Source organism: Streptomyces sp. NPDC001933 (assembly GCF_042890955.1).
Classification (GTDB): Bacteria; Actinomycetota; Actinomycetes; order Streptomycetales; family Streptomycetaceae; genus Streptomyces.
Genome location: NZ_JBIASS010000012.1, coordinates 91,560 through 105,918 on the forward strand (window position 1 = coordinate 91,560; position 14,359 = coordinate 105,918).

General features: G+C 70.1%; 14 protein-coding genes. 1 reads left to right on the forward strand and 13 read right to left on the reverse strand.

Annotated features, from left to right (window positions below; genetic code table 11):
* Window positions 1-104: 104 nt before the first annotated feature.
* The 12 genes from ACFYY7_RS27200 to ACFYY7_RS27255 form a co-directional block, all read right to left on the reverse strand.
* On the reverse strand, window positions 105-2,939 hold the full coding sequence (locus ACFYY7_RS27200; RefSeq protein ID WP_266736049.1) for an RNA helicase: 2,835 nt from the start codon (window positions 2,937-2,939) through the stop codon (window positions 105-107).
* Window positions 2,940-2,984: 45 nt separating this feature from the next.
* Entirely contained in the window at window positions 2,985-3,893 is a 909-nt protein-coding gene (locus ACFYY7_RS27205; protein WP_388665360.1) for a diacylglycerol kinase, read from the reverse strand.
* Window positions 3,894-3,910: 17 nt separating this feature from the next.
* Window positions 3,911-4,861, reverse strand: a complete 951-nt coding sequence (tatC, locus tag ACFYY7_RS27210) for a twin-arginine translocase subunit TatC (RefSeq protein WP_388665362.1) — start codon at window positions 4,859-4,861, stop codon at window positions 3,911-3,913.
* Window positions 4,862-4,926: 65 nt separating this feature from the next.
* Window positions 4,927-5,220 (reverse strand): Sec-independent protein translocase subunit TatA, encoded by a 294-nt coding sequence (tatA, locus tag ACFYY7_RS27215; protein ID WP_266736054.1) that lies wholly within the window; start codon window positions 5,218-5,220, stop codon window positions 4,927-4,929.
* A 263-nt stretch (window positions 5,221-5,483) separates the two neighbouring features.
* Entirely contained in the window at window positions 5,484-5,681 is a 198-nt protein-coding gene (locus ACFYY7_RS27220; protein WP_388665364.1) for a hypothetical protein, read from the reverse strand.
* Window positions 5,682-5,780: 99 nt separating this feature from the next.
* Window positions 5,781-6,050 (reverse strand): hypothetical protein, encoded by a 270-nt coding sequence (locus ACFYY7_RS27225; protein WP_266736057.1) that lies wholly within the window; start codon window positions 6,048-6,050, stop codon window positions 5,781-5,783.
* Window positions 6,051-6,069: 19 nt separating this feature from the next.
* Complete coding sequence (locus ACFYY7_RS27230; RefSeq protein ID WP_124718716.1) at window positions 6,070-7,026, reverse strand: YafY family protein; 957 nt, start codon at window positions 7,024-7,026, stop codon at window positions 6,070-6,072.
* A gap of 17 nt (window positions 7,027-7,043) precedes the next feature.
* Entirely contained in the window at window positions 7,044-7,997 is a 954-nt protein-coding gene (locus ACFYY7_RS27235) for a helix-turn-helix transcriptional regulator (protein WP_388665366.1), read from the reverse strand.
* Window positions 7,998-8,110: 113 nt separating this feature from the next.
* Complete coding sequence (locus ACFYY7_RS27240; protein WP_124718714.1) at window positions 8,111-8,485, reverse strand: FKBP-type peptidyl-prolyl cis-trans isomerase; 375 nt, start codon at window positions 8,483-8,485, stop codon at window positions 8,111-8,113.
* Between the two features lie 46 nt (window positions 8,486-8,531).
* Window positions 8,532-9,485 (reverse strand): FKBP-type peptidyl-prolyl cis-trans isomerase, encoded by a 954-nt coding sequence (locus ACFYY7_RS27245; RefSeq protein WP_388665368.1) that lies wholly within the window; start codon window positions 9,483-9,485, stop codon window positions 8,532-8,534.
* A gap of 127 nt (window positions 9,486-9,612) precedes the next feature.
* Window positions 9,613-10,974 carry a Pup--protein ligase gene (gene pafA, locus ACFYY7_RS27250; protein ID WP_266421641.1) on the reverse strand — a complete coding sequence of 454 codons (1,362 nt, stop codon included), beginning with the start codon at window positions 10,972-10,974 and terminating at the stop codon, window positions 9,613-9,615.
* A 9-nt stretch (window positions 10,975-10,983) separates the two neighbouring features.
* On the reverse strand, window positions 10,984-12,243 hold the full coding sequence (locus tag ACFYY7_RS27255) for an MFS transporter (RefSeq protein ID WP_388665370.1): 1,260 nt from the start codon (window positions 12,241-12,243) through the stop codon (window positions 10,984-10,986).
* A 136-nt stretch (window positions 12,244-12,379) separates the two neighbouring features.
* Between ACFYY7_RS27255 and ACFYY7_RS27260 the strand changes: the two genes are divergently transcribed.
* Window positions 12,380-13,420: a LacI family DNA-binding transcriptional regulator gene (locus tag ACFYY7_RS27260; RefSeq protein WP_388665372.1), complete on the forward strand. Its 1,041-nt coding sequence runs from the start codon at window positions 12,380-12,382 to the stop codon at window positions 13,418-13,420.
* Window positions 13,421-13,488: 68 nt separating this feature from the next.
* Here ACFYY7_RS27260 and prcA read toward each other — a convergent pair whose 3' ends face one another.
* Window positions 13,489-14,301, reverse strand: a complete 813-nt coding sequence (prcA, locus tag ACFYY7_RS27265) for a proteasome subunit alpha (RefSeq protein WP_388665374.1) — start codon at window positions 14,299-14,301, stop codon at window positions 13,489-13,491.
* Window positions 14,302-14,359: the final 58 nt, after the last annotated feature.

A 14,359-nucleotide genomic window follows, 5' to 3' on the forward strand; every position in this document is an offset into this window, starting at 1 on the left:
GGAGCGGGGGTCCGGGGGCAGAGCCCCCGGTCACGGGAAGGGGCGGGGCAGGGGAACACCCCCGCCCCGCCCCGCACCTCAACTCACCGCACCCCGCGGACACCTCACCCCACAGAGCTGTACGCCACAACCCCCCGCAACACCGCATCCACCGCCTTGTGCGCATTCCGGGCCACGGAACTCCCGTCCCGCGGCGCCGCAGCCGCGATCTGCCCCAGCACGTCGATCACCTGCTTGCACCACCGCACGAAGTCCCCGGCCGGCATTTCCGCCTCGCCCAGCACCTCGTCCAGCGTCCGCCCCGACGCCCACATGTAGACCGCCCAGGCGAAGCCGAGATCGGGTTCGCGCTGCCCGACCCCCTCCGCCTGGTTGATCTTGAAGTCCTCTTCCAGGGCGTCGAGCCGGCCCCAGATCCGGACCATCTCTCCCATTGCGGTCTTCGCGGGCCCCGACGGCAGCTTCGGCGCCACCGCGTCATCCGCCTGCCGCGCCTCGTACACCAACGCCGAGACGCAGGCCGCGAGTTCGGCAGGGTTCAACCCCTCCCACACACCCGCCCGCAGGCACTCGCTCGCCAGCAGATCGAGCTCACCGTAGAGCCGCGCGAGCCGGCGCCCGTGCTCGGTGACCTCATTGCCCCGCAGGTAGTCGAGCTCGGTGAGCAGCGCGACGATCCGGTCGAAGGTGCGGGCGATCGTGTTCGTCCGCCCCTCGATCCGCCGCTCCAGCTGCCTCGTGTCGCGCTGCAGCCGGTGATACCGCTCGGCCCAACGCGCGTGGTCCTCTCGCTCGTCGCACCCGTGGCAGGGGTGCGCGCGCAGCTCCGCCCGGTAGCGGGCGATCGCCCGGTCGTCGGCCGCGACGGACCGGCTCTTGCGGTGCCGCTCCGGAACTATGTGTCCGGCCTTGGTACGCAGCGCGGAGGCCAGGTCGCGGCGGGACTGCGGGGAGCGCGGATTGAACGACTTCGGCACCCGCATCCGCTCCAGCGCCTCCACCGGGACCGGGAAGTCGATCGAGGCGAGCCGCTTGACCTGGCGCTCGGCCGTGAGCACCAACGGCCGCGGCCCGTCGTGGTATTCGAGCCCGCGATGGCCGTGCCCATTGGTCCGCCCGGCGGGCAGACCCGGGTCGAGCACCAGCGCCAGCCCGGCGAACTTGCCGGTGGGCACATGGATGACATCGCCGGGCTTGAGCCGCTCCAGGGACGCCGCCGCCTCGGCCCGCCGCTGCGTCGCGCCCTGCTTGGCCAGCTCGGTCTCCCGGTCCTTGAGGTCGCGGCGCAGCCGCGCGTACTCCTCGAAGTCACCGAGGTGGCAGGTCATGCCCTCCCGGTAGCCCTCCAGCCCCTCTTCGTTCTTCTGGACCTGCCGGGAGATGCCGACCACCGACCGGTCGGCCTGGAACTGCGCGAAGGAGGTCTCCAGCAGCTCGCGCGAGCGGTGCCGCCCGAACTGCTGCACCAGGTTGACGGCCATGTTGTACGAGGGCCGGAAGCTGGACCGCAGCGGATACGTGCGCGTACCGGCGAGTCCGGCCAGCGCCCCCGGGTCCATGCCGCGCTGCCACAGCACCACCGCGTGGCCCTCGACGTCGATGCCGCGCCGCCCGGCCCGCCCGGTCAGCTGGGTGTACTCGCCGGGGGTGATGTCGGCGTGCTGCTCGCCGTTCCACTTGACGAGCTTCTCCAGCACCACCGAGCGTGCGGGCATGTTGATGCCGAGGGCGAGCGTCTCCGTGGCGAAGACGGCCTTCACGAGCCCTCGGACGAACAGCTCCTCGACGACTTCCTTGAACGTCGGCAGCATGCCCGCGTGGTGCGCGGCGATGCCCCGCTCAAGTCCTTCGAGCCACTCGTAGTAGCCCAGGACGTGGAGGTCCTCGCCGGGGATGGAGGCGGTCCGCTCCTCGACGATCTCGCGGACCAGGCGCCGCTTCTCCTCGTCGTTGAGCCGCAGTCCGGCGTGCAGGCACTGCTGCACGGCGGCCTCGCAGCCGGCCCGGCTGAAGATGAACGTGATGGCGGGGAGCAGCCCTTCGGCGTCCAGCCGGTCGATGACCTCGGGCCTGGCCGGGGTCCAGATCCGGCTGCGCTGGCGCCGCTCGCGCTCCCGGTCCGCCTCGCGGACCATCTTGCCGCGACGGCGCTCACGCGGGTTGTAGCCCCGCTGGTTCTCCATCCGGGCGAGCCGGACGAGGTCGGGGTTGACCTCGCGGCGTCCGGCGCCGCGGCCGCCGTGGTCGGTCTCCTCCTCGAAGAGGTCGTACATCCGGCGGCCGGCCAGGACGTGCTGCCAGAGCGGCACGGGCCGGCTCTCGGAGACGATCACTTCGGTGTCACCGCGGACGGTGTCCAGCCAGTCGCCGAACTCCTCGGCGTTGGACACGGTCGCCGACAGTGACACGAGCGTCACGGAATCCGGGAGGTGAATGATCACTTCCTCCCAGACGGCGCCCCGGAAGCGGTCGGAGAGATAGTGCACCTCGTCCATCACCACGTACCCGAGGCCCCGCAGCGCCTGCGAGCCCGCGTACAGCATGTTCCGCAGCACCTCGGTGGTCATGACGACCACCGGGGCATCGGCGTTGACGCTGTTGTCGCCGGTCAGCAGGCCGACCTTCTCCGGCCCGTAACGCTTGACCAGATCGGCGAACTTCTGGTTGGAAAGGGCCTTGATGGGCGTGGTGTAGAAGCACTTGCGGCCCTGTTCGAGGGCGAGGTGCACGGCGAACTCGCCGACGATCGTCTTGCCCGAACCGGTCGGGGCGGCGACGAGCACTCCCTTGCCTGCCTCCAGGGCCTCACAGGCCTCGATCTGGTAGGGGTCCAGATCGAATTCGTACAGCTCGCGGAAGGGCGCGAGTGCGGTGGCCTGCTCGGCGGCGCGGATCCGAGAAGCCTGGTATCGCTCAGCTGGTGAGAGGTCCTCTGTCATCGTGCTTTCGAGCCTACCCGCCACCTCTGACACCAGGCTCGATCTTTAAATCCCGCCGGAAGAACCCGGCGTGAGCACCCGCACCGCACCGGGAACGCAGCGCGCCGTGAGCGGCAGGGCCCCGAGCGGTTCACCGTCCGCGTAGGCGGTGACACCCGCTGCGGCCAGCTCGATCGAGGAAACCCGGTGCACGGTGACCTTGGGGTGGCTGAGATGCGTTCCCTTGTAGACCCGGGGGAACACCTTGAGCAGGGTGGTACGGCTGCAGTCCCCGACGACGGTCACGTCGAACAACCCGTCGTCCATCTTCGCGTCCGCACAGATCCGCATGCCCCCGCCGTACGTCGACCCGTTGCCGACCGCGATGAGCGTCGCCTCGATCTCCCTGACCGGTCCGTCGTCCAGCCTGACTCGGTACGCGATGGGCTTGAACGCGGCGAGTTCGGCGAGGATCGCGAGGTCGTACTTGAACCGTCCGCCGACCCATCGCATGCGGTTCCCGCGGTCGTTGACCCGGGAGTCGAAGCCGGAGGCGAGCACCGAACCGAACCACCGCTCGCCGACCCGTCCGAGGTCGATCTCGCGGACGCCGCCGCCCTTGAGCGCCTCGGCGGCCAGCCGTCCGGCGGCGGCCGGATCCCGTATCGGCAGCCCGAGCGCGCGGGCGAAGTCGTTGCCGGTGCCGACCGCGACGACCCCGAGCGGGGTCGTCGTCCCCGCGACGGCCTGCAGGGCGAGGGACATCATGCCGTCCCCGCCCACGGCTATCAGCGCTCCGGTCCCGCCCGCGACGGCCTCACGGGCCCGCCGCAGGGCGTCGTCGGCGTCCTCGCCGAGAACCGTGCGCACGGAGAATCCGGCGTCCCGCAACGCGGAAGCGGCCGGCTGCGCGGCGTGCGCGCCCCGGCCGCGTCCTGCGGTGGGATTGACGAAGAGGGTGATCTCGCTGGTCACCCGGGGACCCTACAAGGTCAGGTGATGTCGTCGTAACCGTTCACTCGGTCCCGGTCCGAACTCGCCTGTGCGGGCAACGCCCGGCTGGAGGAGACCGATTCGATCTCACCGATGTCCTCGGGGGTGAGGTCCAGCTCCGAGGCCTCGTCGTCGGCAGGTCCGCCCGCCACGAGTTGCGCCTTGCGACGGTCGTTGAGGAGCGAGATCGCCGTGGCCACGAAGTAGAGCACCCAGATCGGTCCGGCGAGCCCCAGCATGCTCACCGGGTCGGTGCTGGGCGTGGCCACCGCCGCGAAGAGCGTGATGCCCATGATCATGGCCCGCCACCAGCCGAGCATCCGCTTGCCGGTGATGACCCCGCCGAAGTTCAGCATGACGAGCAGCAGCGGCAGCTCGAAGGAGAGCCCGAAGACCACCACCATGCGTGTGATCAGATCGAGCAGCTCGTCCAGCGGCAACTGGTTGTCGAGGTCGGCCGGCGAGAATTCCAGAAGCACCCGCGCCATCGTGGGCAGCGTCATGTACGCGAAGAAGCCACCGGCGAGAAAGAGGGGGAATCCCGCGCCGACGAAGGCCAGCGAGTACTTCTTCTCCTGCTTGTGCAGGCCCGGGGCGACGAAGGCCCACAACTGGTAGAGCCAGACCGGCGACGAAAGGACCACGCCCGCCATCAAGGAGACCTTGAGGGCGAGGGTGAACGGGGTGAGCAGACCGTTCAGGACGATACGCGCGCAGGTGGCGTCGTTCTGCTTGGCGAGTTCGGCGAAGCTGGAGGCACACCCGACCGACTTCAGCACCGGGTTGGTGAAGAACTCGATGATCTCCTTGTAGAAAAACGCGGCCACAATCGTGACGACGACGATTCCCAACAGGCCCTTCGCCAGCCGGTTACGCAGCTCACGCAGGTGCTCCACCAAGGGCATGCGGCCCTCTGGGTCCGTCTCCTGCTTGCGGGCAGACTTGAGCAACCCACGTCCTCATCTCGTGCAGCAGGCCCTCACGAATCAGGGCGCCTGCGTCGGCCCGGTTGTTGTCAGCGCTTGGTCGAGTCGGTCGGCTCCGCGACCGGACGCGAGCTGCTCACGTCGCCGGGGGCCGCCTTGATGGTGCGCTGGGCGGTCTGGTCCTGGGCGGCGTCGTTGGCGGCCGGCTCGGCCGGGGTCGCCGAAGGGCTGCCCTCGGACTTCATGGCCTTGGCCTCGCTCTTGAGGATGCGGGCCGACTTGCCGAGCGAGCGAGCCATGTCAGGAAGCTTCTTCGCGCCGAACAGCAGAACAATGACGACGAGGATCAGGATGATCTCGGGAGCGCCGAGCCTTCCGAACATATGTATGTACCTTCTCACCGAGGCAGCAGGGGTGGGGCGGATCGAACCTCGGACGGACGTCCGACCTTCGTACTGTCAGCGATCGTATCCCGCAGGAGTAAACGCAAGGCAATACCCACGCATCCTTGCGATTACGGCCCACGCCTCGCTCTCCGGGCCGCCTTCAGCAGCGTACCCCTCGAAACCGGGAAACTGGAGGCCGCGCCCGCTCCGATCCATCCGCCCTGCTCACACGGCAGATCGGGGCAGCGGAGGCGGTACGGCTAACGCAGCGCCTCGCCGGCGGCGGCGAGGTCGGTCGCCGCCCTTTCGAGGTCCTCGGCGGCCCGGTTGATGCGCTGGGTGGTACGCGTCACCTGACGCCCGAGCCGCTGGGCCTCGATGAAGACCTTGACGGCCAGCACGCCGAGAACGGCGATCCCCAGGAACCCCAGGGCGATGGCGAGCATGGGCCAGAACATGGGCTGAGCCTCGATGTGTCTAGGGGGTGTCTGACTAAATGGATGACGCCGCAGGCATTTGTCAGACACCCCCTGGGGGGCCGACAGCATGGAAAGGGTCTAGAGGCCGGCGTGCAGACGCAGCGTCCGCACCCCGCCCCTGGTGAGGAGTTCGACTATCCGCTCCCCCGCGGGCTTGCGGACGGCCGCACCGCACTGCGGGCAGGTGAAGGAGTAGAACGTCGTCCGGCGGCTCGCACCCACCGCGAGGCGAATGGCGCCCGCGGCCAGTTCGAACCGTTCGCGGCAGTCCGGGCAGGCGGCCTTGAACCGTACGGACTCGGGCACCACCACAGTCGGAACACCTGACACCACAGACATATTGCTCATATCTCCCTCAGGTTTCCGCTCAGGCCGGTTCGTCGTACGCGGCGAGCGCCGCACGGGCCGCCTGCTGTGCGCTGCGCGCCAGCTCCGGCGGGGAGACGATGCGGCCTTCGCCGCCCAGCCGCAGCGCGAGCCTGCGCAGCGAGGCCGGGTCGGGGGTGCGCAGGGTGATCCGCAGCCCGCCGTCGGGCAGCTCCTGTGCGCTGTCGTGCGGGTAGTACTCGGCGACCCAGCGTCCGCCGGGGCCCACCTCGACGACGACTTCCGGGTCCTCCGCGGCCGGCTGGACGAGCCCCTCGGACAGGTCCCGCAGTTCCAGCTCGGGCGGTGCGGCGGGCTCGTCCAGCAGCCGGATCTCGGCGACCCGGTCCAGCCGGAACGTACGCCGGTCCTCGGACGACCTGCACCAGGCCTCCATGTACGTGTGCCCCACGGCGAACAGCCGGATCGGGTCCACCTCGCGCTCGGTGAGCTCGTCGCGCGCGGGCGAGTAGTAGCGCAGCCAGAGCCGGCGCCGCTCGGAGATCGCCCGGTCGACATCGGCGAAGACGCCGCCCTCGGACTCGAAGGTGACCGAGAGCCGCGAGCTCGCCGCCCCCACCTCACCGGCCGCGGTCTCCAGCTTCGCGGTGGCCCGCAGCAGCGCCTGCCGGTCGCTCTCGCGCAGCCCCGGAAGCGTTGCCACGGCACGGGCGGCGACCAGCAGGGCCGTCGCCTCGTCGGCGGCGAGACGCAGCGGCTCGGCGACGTCGTCCGGGTTGTGCCACCAGATGCGGTCGCCGTCGGTGTCGATGTCCAGCAGGTCCCCGCCGCGGAAGCTCGTCCCGCACATGGGCAGCACGTCGAGGTCCGAGATCAGCTCGTCCTCGGTGATCCCGAAGGCGCGGGCGACGTCCTGGACATGGGCGCCGGGGCGCTCGCGCAGATACGTCACCAGGGAGAGCATCCGGCGGGTCTGGTCGATCGCGTTCGTGGCCATGGGTTGCCGTCCCTCTCTCAGTCCTTGGCCACGGCGCGCAGCCGGTCCACCACATCGGCCCGCAGATCGGCGGGTGCCTGTACGACGACGTCCGGGCCGAACTCGACGAGCCAGGCGTCCAGGCCGTGTCCGTACGGAATCTCCAACTCGTCCCACCCGTTCCCGAGTTCCCGGACCGACACGGCGCGCGAGCGCAGCGGGTAGCCGGCCCCGGTGCGCAGCCTGATCAGCGCGGTCCGGGTCGCCGTCTCCCCCGCCCAGCTCTCGACCGTCTCGCGTACGGTCACGACGTCGGGCACCGCGGCGGTGAACGCCCCGGCCCGGGAGCGGACCCGGCCGGTGATCCGGGAGAGCCGGAACACCCGCTCGGCACCTCGGTCCCGGTCCCAGCCGGCCAGGTACCAGTGTCCGCGCCAGCACTCCAGGGTCCATGGCTCGACCTGGCGCTGTTCCGGCGTGGCGGCGTTGCCCTTGCGGTAGTCGAAGGTGACCGGGCGGCGGTCGCGGCAGGCCAGCATCAGCGGCTCGAACGCCGCCTCGTGGACGGGGATGCGCGGTTCGAGGGCGCTGTGCACCTCGTACGCGTCCTCGGCCTCCGGCATGCCGGCGGCCCGCAGCTTCTGGAGCGCACCGCTGGCCGCACCGGCCAGCCGTGCCTGCTGCCAGACCTTGGCGGCCAGCCCGAGCGCCGCGGCCTCCTCGGCGTCCAGCGTGATCGGGGGCAGCCGGTTGCTGTCGCGGCGGGCGAGATATCCCGTCTCGCCGTCCAGGTTCTCCACGGTCTCGATGATCAGACCGAGCTCGCGCAGATCGTCCTTGTCGCGCTCGAACATCCGGTTGAAGGCGTCGTCGGAGCCCGCCTCCAGGTAGGCCTCGATGGAGCCGCGCAGCTCGCGCTTGCTGAGCGGGCGGCGGGTCCCCAGCAGACACAGCGCCAGGTTCATCAGCCGCTCGGCCTTGGCAATCGCCATCGACGCCCTTTCTGTTTCGCTCTACGACGCTCGACCGTACCGCTACGCGCTGTCGGGACAAAAGCGAGGGCCCGTGCCTGGCGGCACGGGCCCTCGTATCGCACGGGTGCGGATCAGACGGCGACCAGGTCGCAGACGAAGATCAGCGTCTCGCCGGGCGCGATGCGGCCGCCACCGGCGCCGCGGTCGCCGTACGCGAGGTGCGCGGGAATGGTCAGCTGGCGACGGCCGCCGACCTTCATGCCCTGGACACCCTGGTCCCAGCCGGCGATGACCTGGCCGGCGCCGAGCTGGAACTGCAGCGGGGTGCCGCGGTTCCAGGAGGCGTCGAACTCCTCGCCGGTGGAGAAGGCCACGCCCACGTAGTGGACGGAGACGGTGGCACCCTTCTCGGCCACCGGGCCGTCGCCCTCCCAGATGTCCTTGATCTCCAGATCGGCCGGCGGCTCGCCACCCGGGAAGTCGATCTCGGGCTTCTCGATGCTCACTGACTTGCTCCTCTTACTGATGAACTGCTGGACAACCGGGACAGTCTTACATCTTCGTCAGGAGGTCCACGGCGAAGACCAGCGTGGACTTGGCGGGGATGGTCTGCTGCGCCTTGTCACCGAAGCCCTGGTCCGGCGGGATGACGAGCAGCACCCGGCTGCCGATCTTCTTGCCGACCAGACCGTCCTTCAGCCCCTTCAGGGTCACCTGGGCGAGCGGGAAGGTCTGCGTCTTGCCCGCCGCGTAGGTGCTGTCGAAGGTCTTGCCGTCCTTCCACGTCATTCCGACGTAGTTCACGACGACGCTGTCGGTGTCCTTCACGACCTCGCCCTTGGACTCCAGGATGTAGTTGGAGACGAGCTTCGTCGGCGGGTCGGTCTTGGTCGGGATGGTGACCTTGGGGGCCTTGCCGTCCGTGTTGGTGCCGACCTTCGGGAGGTCGATGTTGTCCTGGGCGACCTCGGTGCCCTTGGCCGAGGCAGGGATCTGCGTCGCCTTCAGGACGTCGACGACGAAGACGAGCGTGGCCTTGGGCTTGATGTCGCCCTGGCCCTGGTCGCCGTACGCGAGGTCCGGCGGGATGACCAGCTGGACCCTGCTGCCGACCTTCTGGCCGACGAGGCCCTTGTCCCAGCCCTGGATGACCATGCCGGCGCCGAGGGTCAGGTCGAACGGCTGCTTGCGGTCGAAGCTGTTGTCGAACGGCTTGTCGGAATCCCAGGACTGACCGAGGTAGTTGACCTGGATCGCGTCGCCGTTCTTGAGCGTGGCGCCGTCGCCCTGGCTGACGACCTTGGTCTTCAGCTCCTTGGGCGGGTTCCCCGTGCCCTTGGCCAGGGTCGGCTTCTCACCGAATTTCGCGCCCGCGGTGATAGCGGGGAACCCGTCCTTCGTCGCGGCGGAAGCAGAAACGGAATCGGAATCGGAGCCCTTTTCGCCACCGCAGGCCGCTGTCAGCAGCAACAGGGGGACGACGAGAAGGCCGGCAAGTCGGCGCACTTGTTCCTCAGATCTCAGACGGCACAGTTGGATGAGTCCCCGACACTCTAGGGCGTACGCAGGGCCCCGTACGAGGAGCGTACGGGGCCCGCGTCGCGTCGGTGGCCGGGATCCGTGCCGTGCCGACTCACATACCCGCGATCAATTTCTCCACCCGGTCGTCGACCGAACGGAACGGGTCCTTGCACAACACGGTGCGCTGCGCCTGGTCGTTGAGCTTGAGGTGGACCCAGTCGACGGTGAAGTCCCGCCGCTGTTCCTGCGCCCTGCGGATGAAGTCGCCGCGCAGCCGCGCCCTGGTGGTCTGCGGGGGCACGGACTTGCCCTCGAAGATCTTCAGGTCGTTGCAGATACGGGCGGCCTGCCCCTTGCGCTCCAGCAGGTAGTACAGGCCGCGACGACGGTGGATGTCGTGGTACGCGAGGTCTATCTGGGCGACCCGCGGATGCGACATGGTCATGTTGTGCTTGGCCCGGTACCGCTCGATGAGCTTGTACTTCATCACCCAGTCGATCTCGGTCTCGATCCGGTCGAGGTCCTCGGCCTCGATCGCGTCGAGCGTGCGGCCCCAGAGCTCCAGGACCTGGGCGACGGTTCCGGTGCGGATGCCACGGCGGTCGACGAAGTCGACGGCCTTCTCGTAGTACTCGCGCTGCACCTCGATGGCGGACGCCTCGCGGCCACTGGCCAGGCGCACCTTGCGCTGCCCGGTGGTGTCGTGGCTGACCTCGCGGATCGCCCGGATCGGGTTCTCCAGCGTCAGATCCCGCATCACCGTGCCCGCTTCGATCATGCGGAGCACTAGGTCGGTCGCGCCGACCTTGAGCAGCATGGTCGTCTCGGACATGTTGGAGTCACCGACGATGACGTGGAGGCGGCGGTACCGCTCCGCGTCGGCGTGCGGTTCGTCACGCGTATTGATGATCGGGCGGGAACGCGTGGTCGCGGAACTGACGCCCTCCCAGATGTGCTCGGCACGCTGGCTGACGCAGTAGACCGCGCCCCTGGGGGTCTGCAGCACCTTGCCCGCGCCGCAGATCAGTTGCCTCGTGACGAGGAAGGGAATGAGGATGTCCGCGAGCCGGGAGAATTCTCCGTGCCGTGCCACGAGGTAGTTCTCATGGCATCCGTAGGAGTTTCCCGCCGAGTCGGTGTTGTTCTTGAAGAGATAGACGTCGCCCGCGATTCCCTCCTCGTGCAGGCGGCGTTCGGCGTCGACGAGCAGGCCTTCGAGAATGCGCTCGCCGGCCTTGTCGTGGGTGACCAGCTCGGTCAGGTTGTCGCATTCGGGGGTTGCATATTCCGGATGCGATCCCACGTCGAGGTAGAGGCGGGCGCCGTTCCGCAGAAAGACATTGCTGCTGCGGCCCCATGACACAACACGGCGGAAGAGGTAGCGCGCCACTTCATCAGGGGACAGTCGGCGCTGTCCCCTGAACGTGCACGTGACGCCGTACTCGTTCTCCAGCCCGAAAATGCGGCGGTCCATGACTGAACATTACGCCTGATGGCCTGAGCTGAAACCGGGTTCGACAGCACCGTTTCGATCATTTTCTGATCCCCGTACGGAAACGGCCGTACGCCCGGGAACTGCGAGTACCCTTCCCGTCGCCAGCAGGACGACCAGCGCCGCCACCCCACCGGCCCCCGCCACCGCGAAGCTCCACGAGGTGCCGCCCAGCTCGACGGCCGGGCCCGCCACGGCCGTTCCCACCGCCGCGCCGACCCCGAAGGTCGTCACCAGCCAGGAGAACGCCTCGGTCACGGTGCCCCGGGGCGCGTGCCGGTCGACCACGATGAAGGAGCAGGCGATCGCGGGCGCCAGAAAGACTCCGGCCACTGCCGCCAGTGCGGTCATGGCGACCACTCCCGGGGTCAGCATCAACGGCAGATAGCCCAGCGCCAGCAGCGCGACGATGACCCGCAGCCGGCGCTCCGGCGCCCCGGCCCACTGCCGTGCCCCGTAGACCGCGCCGCCGATCAGCGCGCCCAGCCCGAGCGCGGCCATCAGCCAGCCGTACACCGACTCCCGGCCGTGGTCGTCGGCGTAGGCCACACCGGCCACCGTGATCGAGCCCAGCGCGAGTCCGACGAAGAAGAACGACCCGAGCAGCGCCAGCAGCCCCGGTGAGCGCAGCGCGCCCAGCCAGTGCGCCTCGCGGGGTGCGGAGCGCCAGGCCCGGGAGGGCTCGGAGAGGACTACGGAGAGCGCCCCCAGGACGCCTATCGCGTTGATGACGAGCAGGGCCGCGGCGGGCGACCACAGCGAGACCAGCACCGTCACCAGCAGCGGGCCCACGGTGAACATGACCTCCTGGGCGACGGCGTCCATGGCGTACGCCCGGTGCACCCGGTCCTCACCGCCCAGCACGCTCGGCCACAGGGCCCGCAGACCGCCCTCCAGCGGCGGTGTGAAGACCCCGGCCACCACCACCGCCCCGTAGGCCAGCGGCAGCGATTCCAGGCCCACCAGGGCCAGCAGGGCCATTCCCAGCGCCGACACCACGGCGGCCGGGAGCTGGACGCGCGGCTGGCCGTACAGGTCCACGGCGCGGCCCAGCAGCGGCTGCCCGACCGCGGTGGACAGTCCGTACACGGCCGCGAGCGCGCCGGCGAGGGTGTAGCTGCCGCCCTCGGCCCTGGTGAAGAGCACGATCGCGATGTGGGCGGTGCCGCTCGGCAGTCGCCCCACCAGGGTTCCCGCCAGCAGGCGGGCGGCATGCCGCGCCCGGAGGATGTCCAGATATCCCGCGGCCATGTCCTGTCGCCCCTCTCCCTCGGGCGTTCTTCCGGCGCCCAGAGGTTTTACGTATAACGTCGAGGTTCATACGTACCATGTGCCCAGTCCGCAGGTCCACCTCACGGCGCCTGCCCCGACCGGCCCGGAGGCCCGAGTGACCAGCGCACCACAGCCCGCCCCGACCCGGCCCACCAGCCGCGACGTCGCGCGGGCCGCAGGCGTCTCGCAGGCCACCGTCTCCCTCGTGCTCGGCGGCAAATGGCGCGGCCGGGTCTCCGAGGCCACCGCCGAGCGCGTGCGCCGCACCGCCCACGAACTCGGCTACCGGCCCAACCTCGCCGCCCGCAACCTGCGCCTGGGCCGCACCAGGACGGCACTGCTGGTCGTCCCCGCGCTCACCAACGAGTTCTTCGCACGCGTCTACACCGGCGCCGCCGGGGTCGCCGCCGAGCACGGCTTCGGCGTCGTCCTGTACCCGTCCCCCGACGGCACCGGCCCGGCCCGGGACCCCTTCGCCTCCGCGAGCGCTTCCCTGGACGGCGTGATCGCCTCCTCCATGGCCGCCGGGGCGCTCGACGCGCTGCGCGGCGCGGGACTGCCGCTGGTGATGCTCGACAGCGATCCGGCGGACGCCGGTGTCGCGGCCCGCGTCAACCTGGACATCGCCGACGGCATGCGACAGGTCGCGGAGCACCTCCTCGCCCTCGGCCACCGCCGCTTCGTCCATCTGGCGTCGGCGGTCGACTCCTGGACCTTCGCGGTACGCGGCAGGGCGCTCCACGAGGCCCTGCGGGCGGTGCCCGGCACCTCCGTGCGGACCGTCACGGCGGCGCTCGACGTCCACGCGGGCCGCGTCGCGGCGGAGCACACGCTCGCCGCCCCGGGCCCCCGGCCCACCGCCCTCGTCTGCGACGACGACATCCTCGCCGCGGGTGCCTGCAAGGCCGCCCGCAGACTGGGCCTGCGGGTGCCCGACGACCTGTCCGTCACCGGGTTCGACGATCTGGCCCTGGCCACGGCCGTCGAGCCGGAGCTCACCACCGTGCGGCTGCCCGCCGAGCAGGTCGGGGAGCGCGGCATGGCCGCCCTGCTGGCGGTCCTGGACGACCGGCCGGCCGAGACCGGCAGCCTCCCGGTGCAGCTGGTGGCCCGCGGTTCCTCGGCGCCCCCGCCCCCGGACGCCCCGCGGGCATGACCGTGCCCCGGCCCGCCGGGAGCGGCGGACCGGGGCACGGTCACAGCGGTGGACCGCCCTTCGACGGACTACTCCACGTCACCACCGGAGTCGGTGGGCTTCGATGCGTCGGGAGCGGCGGCGGACCCGTTGCCCTCGCCCTCCTCGGTGTCGGACGGGGCGTCCGTCGGCGCGGCGCCGCCGTCCGCCTCCAGCAGCCGCGCCAGCTGCCTGCCGACGATCCGCTTGAACTTGCGCTGCTGGGGCCGCGTACGGTCCAGGACCGCGACCTCCAGCCGCTCGGCGGGGATCTCCCGCTCGCTGCCGTTGGGATCGCGCGACAGCGCCTGCACCGCCAGCTTGAGCGCCTCGGCGAGCGTCATCCCGTCGCGGTGGCGCTGGTCCAGGAAGGTGCTGATCTGCTCGGCGTTGCCGCCGACCGCCACCGAGCCGTGCTCGTCGACGATCGAGCCGTCGTGCGGCAGCCGGTAGATCTGGTCGCCCTCCGGGTCGGTGCCCACTTCGGCGACCACCAGCTCCACCTCGTACGGCTTCTCGGCCGCACTGGAGAAAATGGTGCCCAGCGTCTGCGCGTACACGTTGGCCAGCCCACGGGCCGTCACATCGTCACGGTCGTAGGTGTATCCGCGCAGATCGGCGTAGCGCACGCCGCCGATTCGGAGATTCTCGTACTCGTTGTACTTGCCGGCGGCGGCGAAACCGATCCGGTCGTAGATCTCGCTGAACTTGTGCAGCGCGCGGGACGGGTTCTCGCCGACGAACACAATGCCGTCGGCATACTGCAGCACAACCAGGCTGCGACCACGGGCGATGCCCTTCCGGGCGTATTCCGCCCGGTCGGCCATGGCCTGCTGAGGTGAGACATAGAACGGCGTCGACACCGGTTATCCGTCCCTTTCTGTCAGTGACGAGAGCATCGGAGAAGCAGCGGAACGGAGG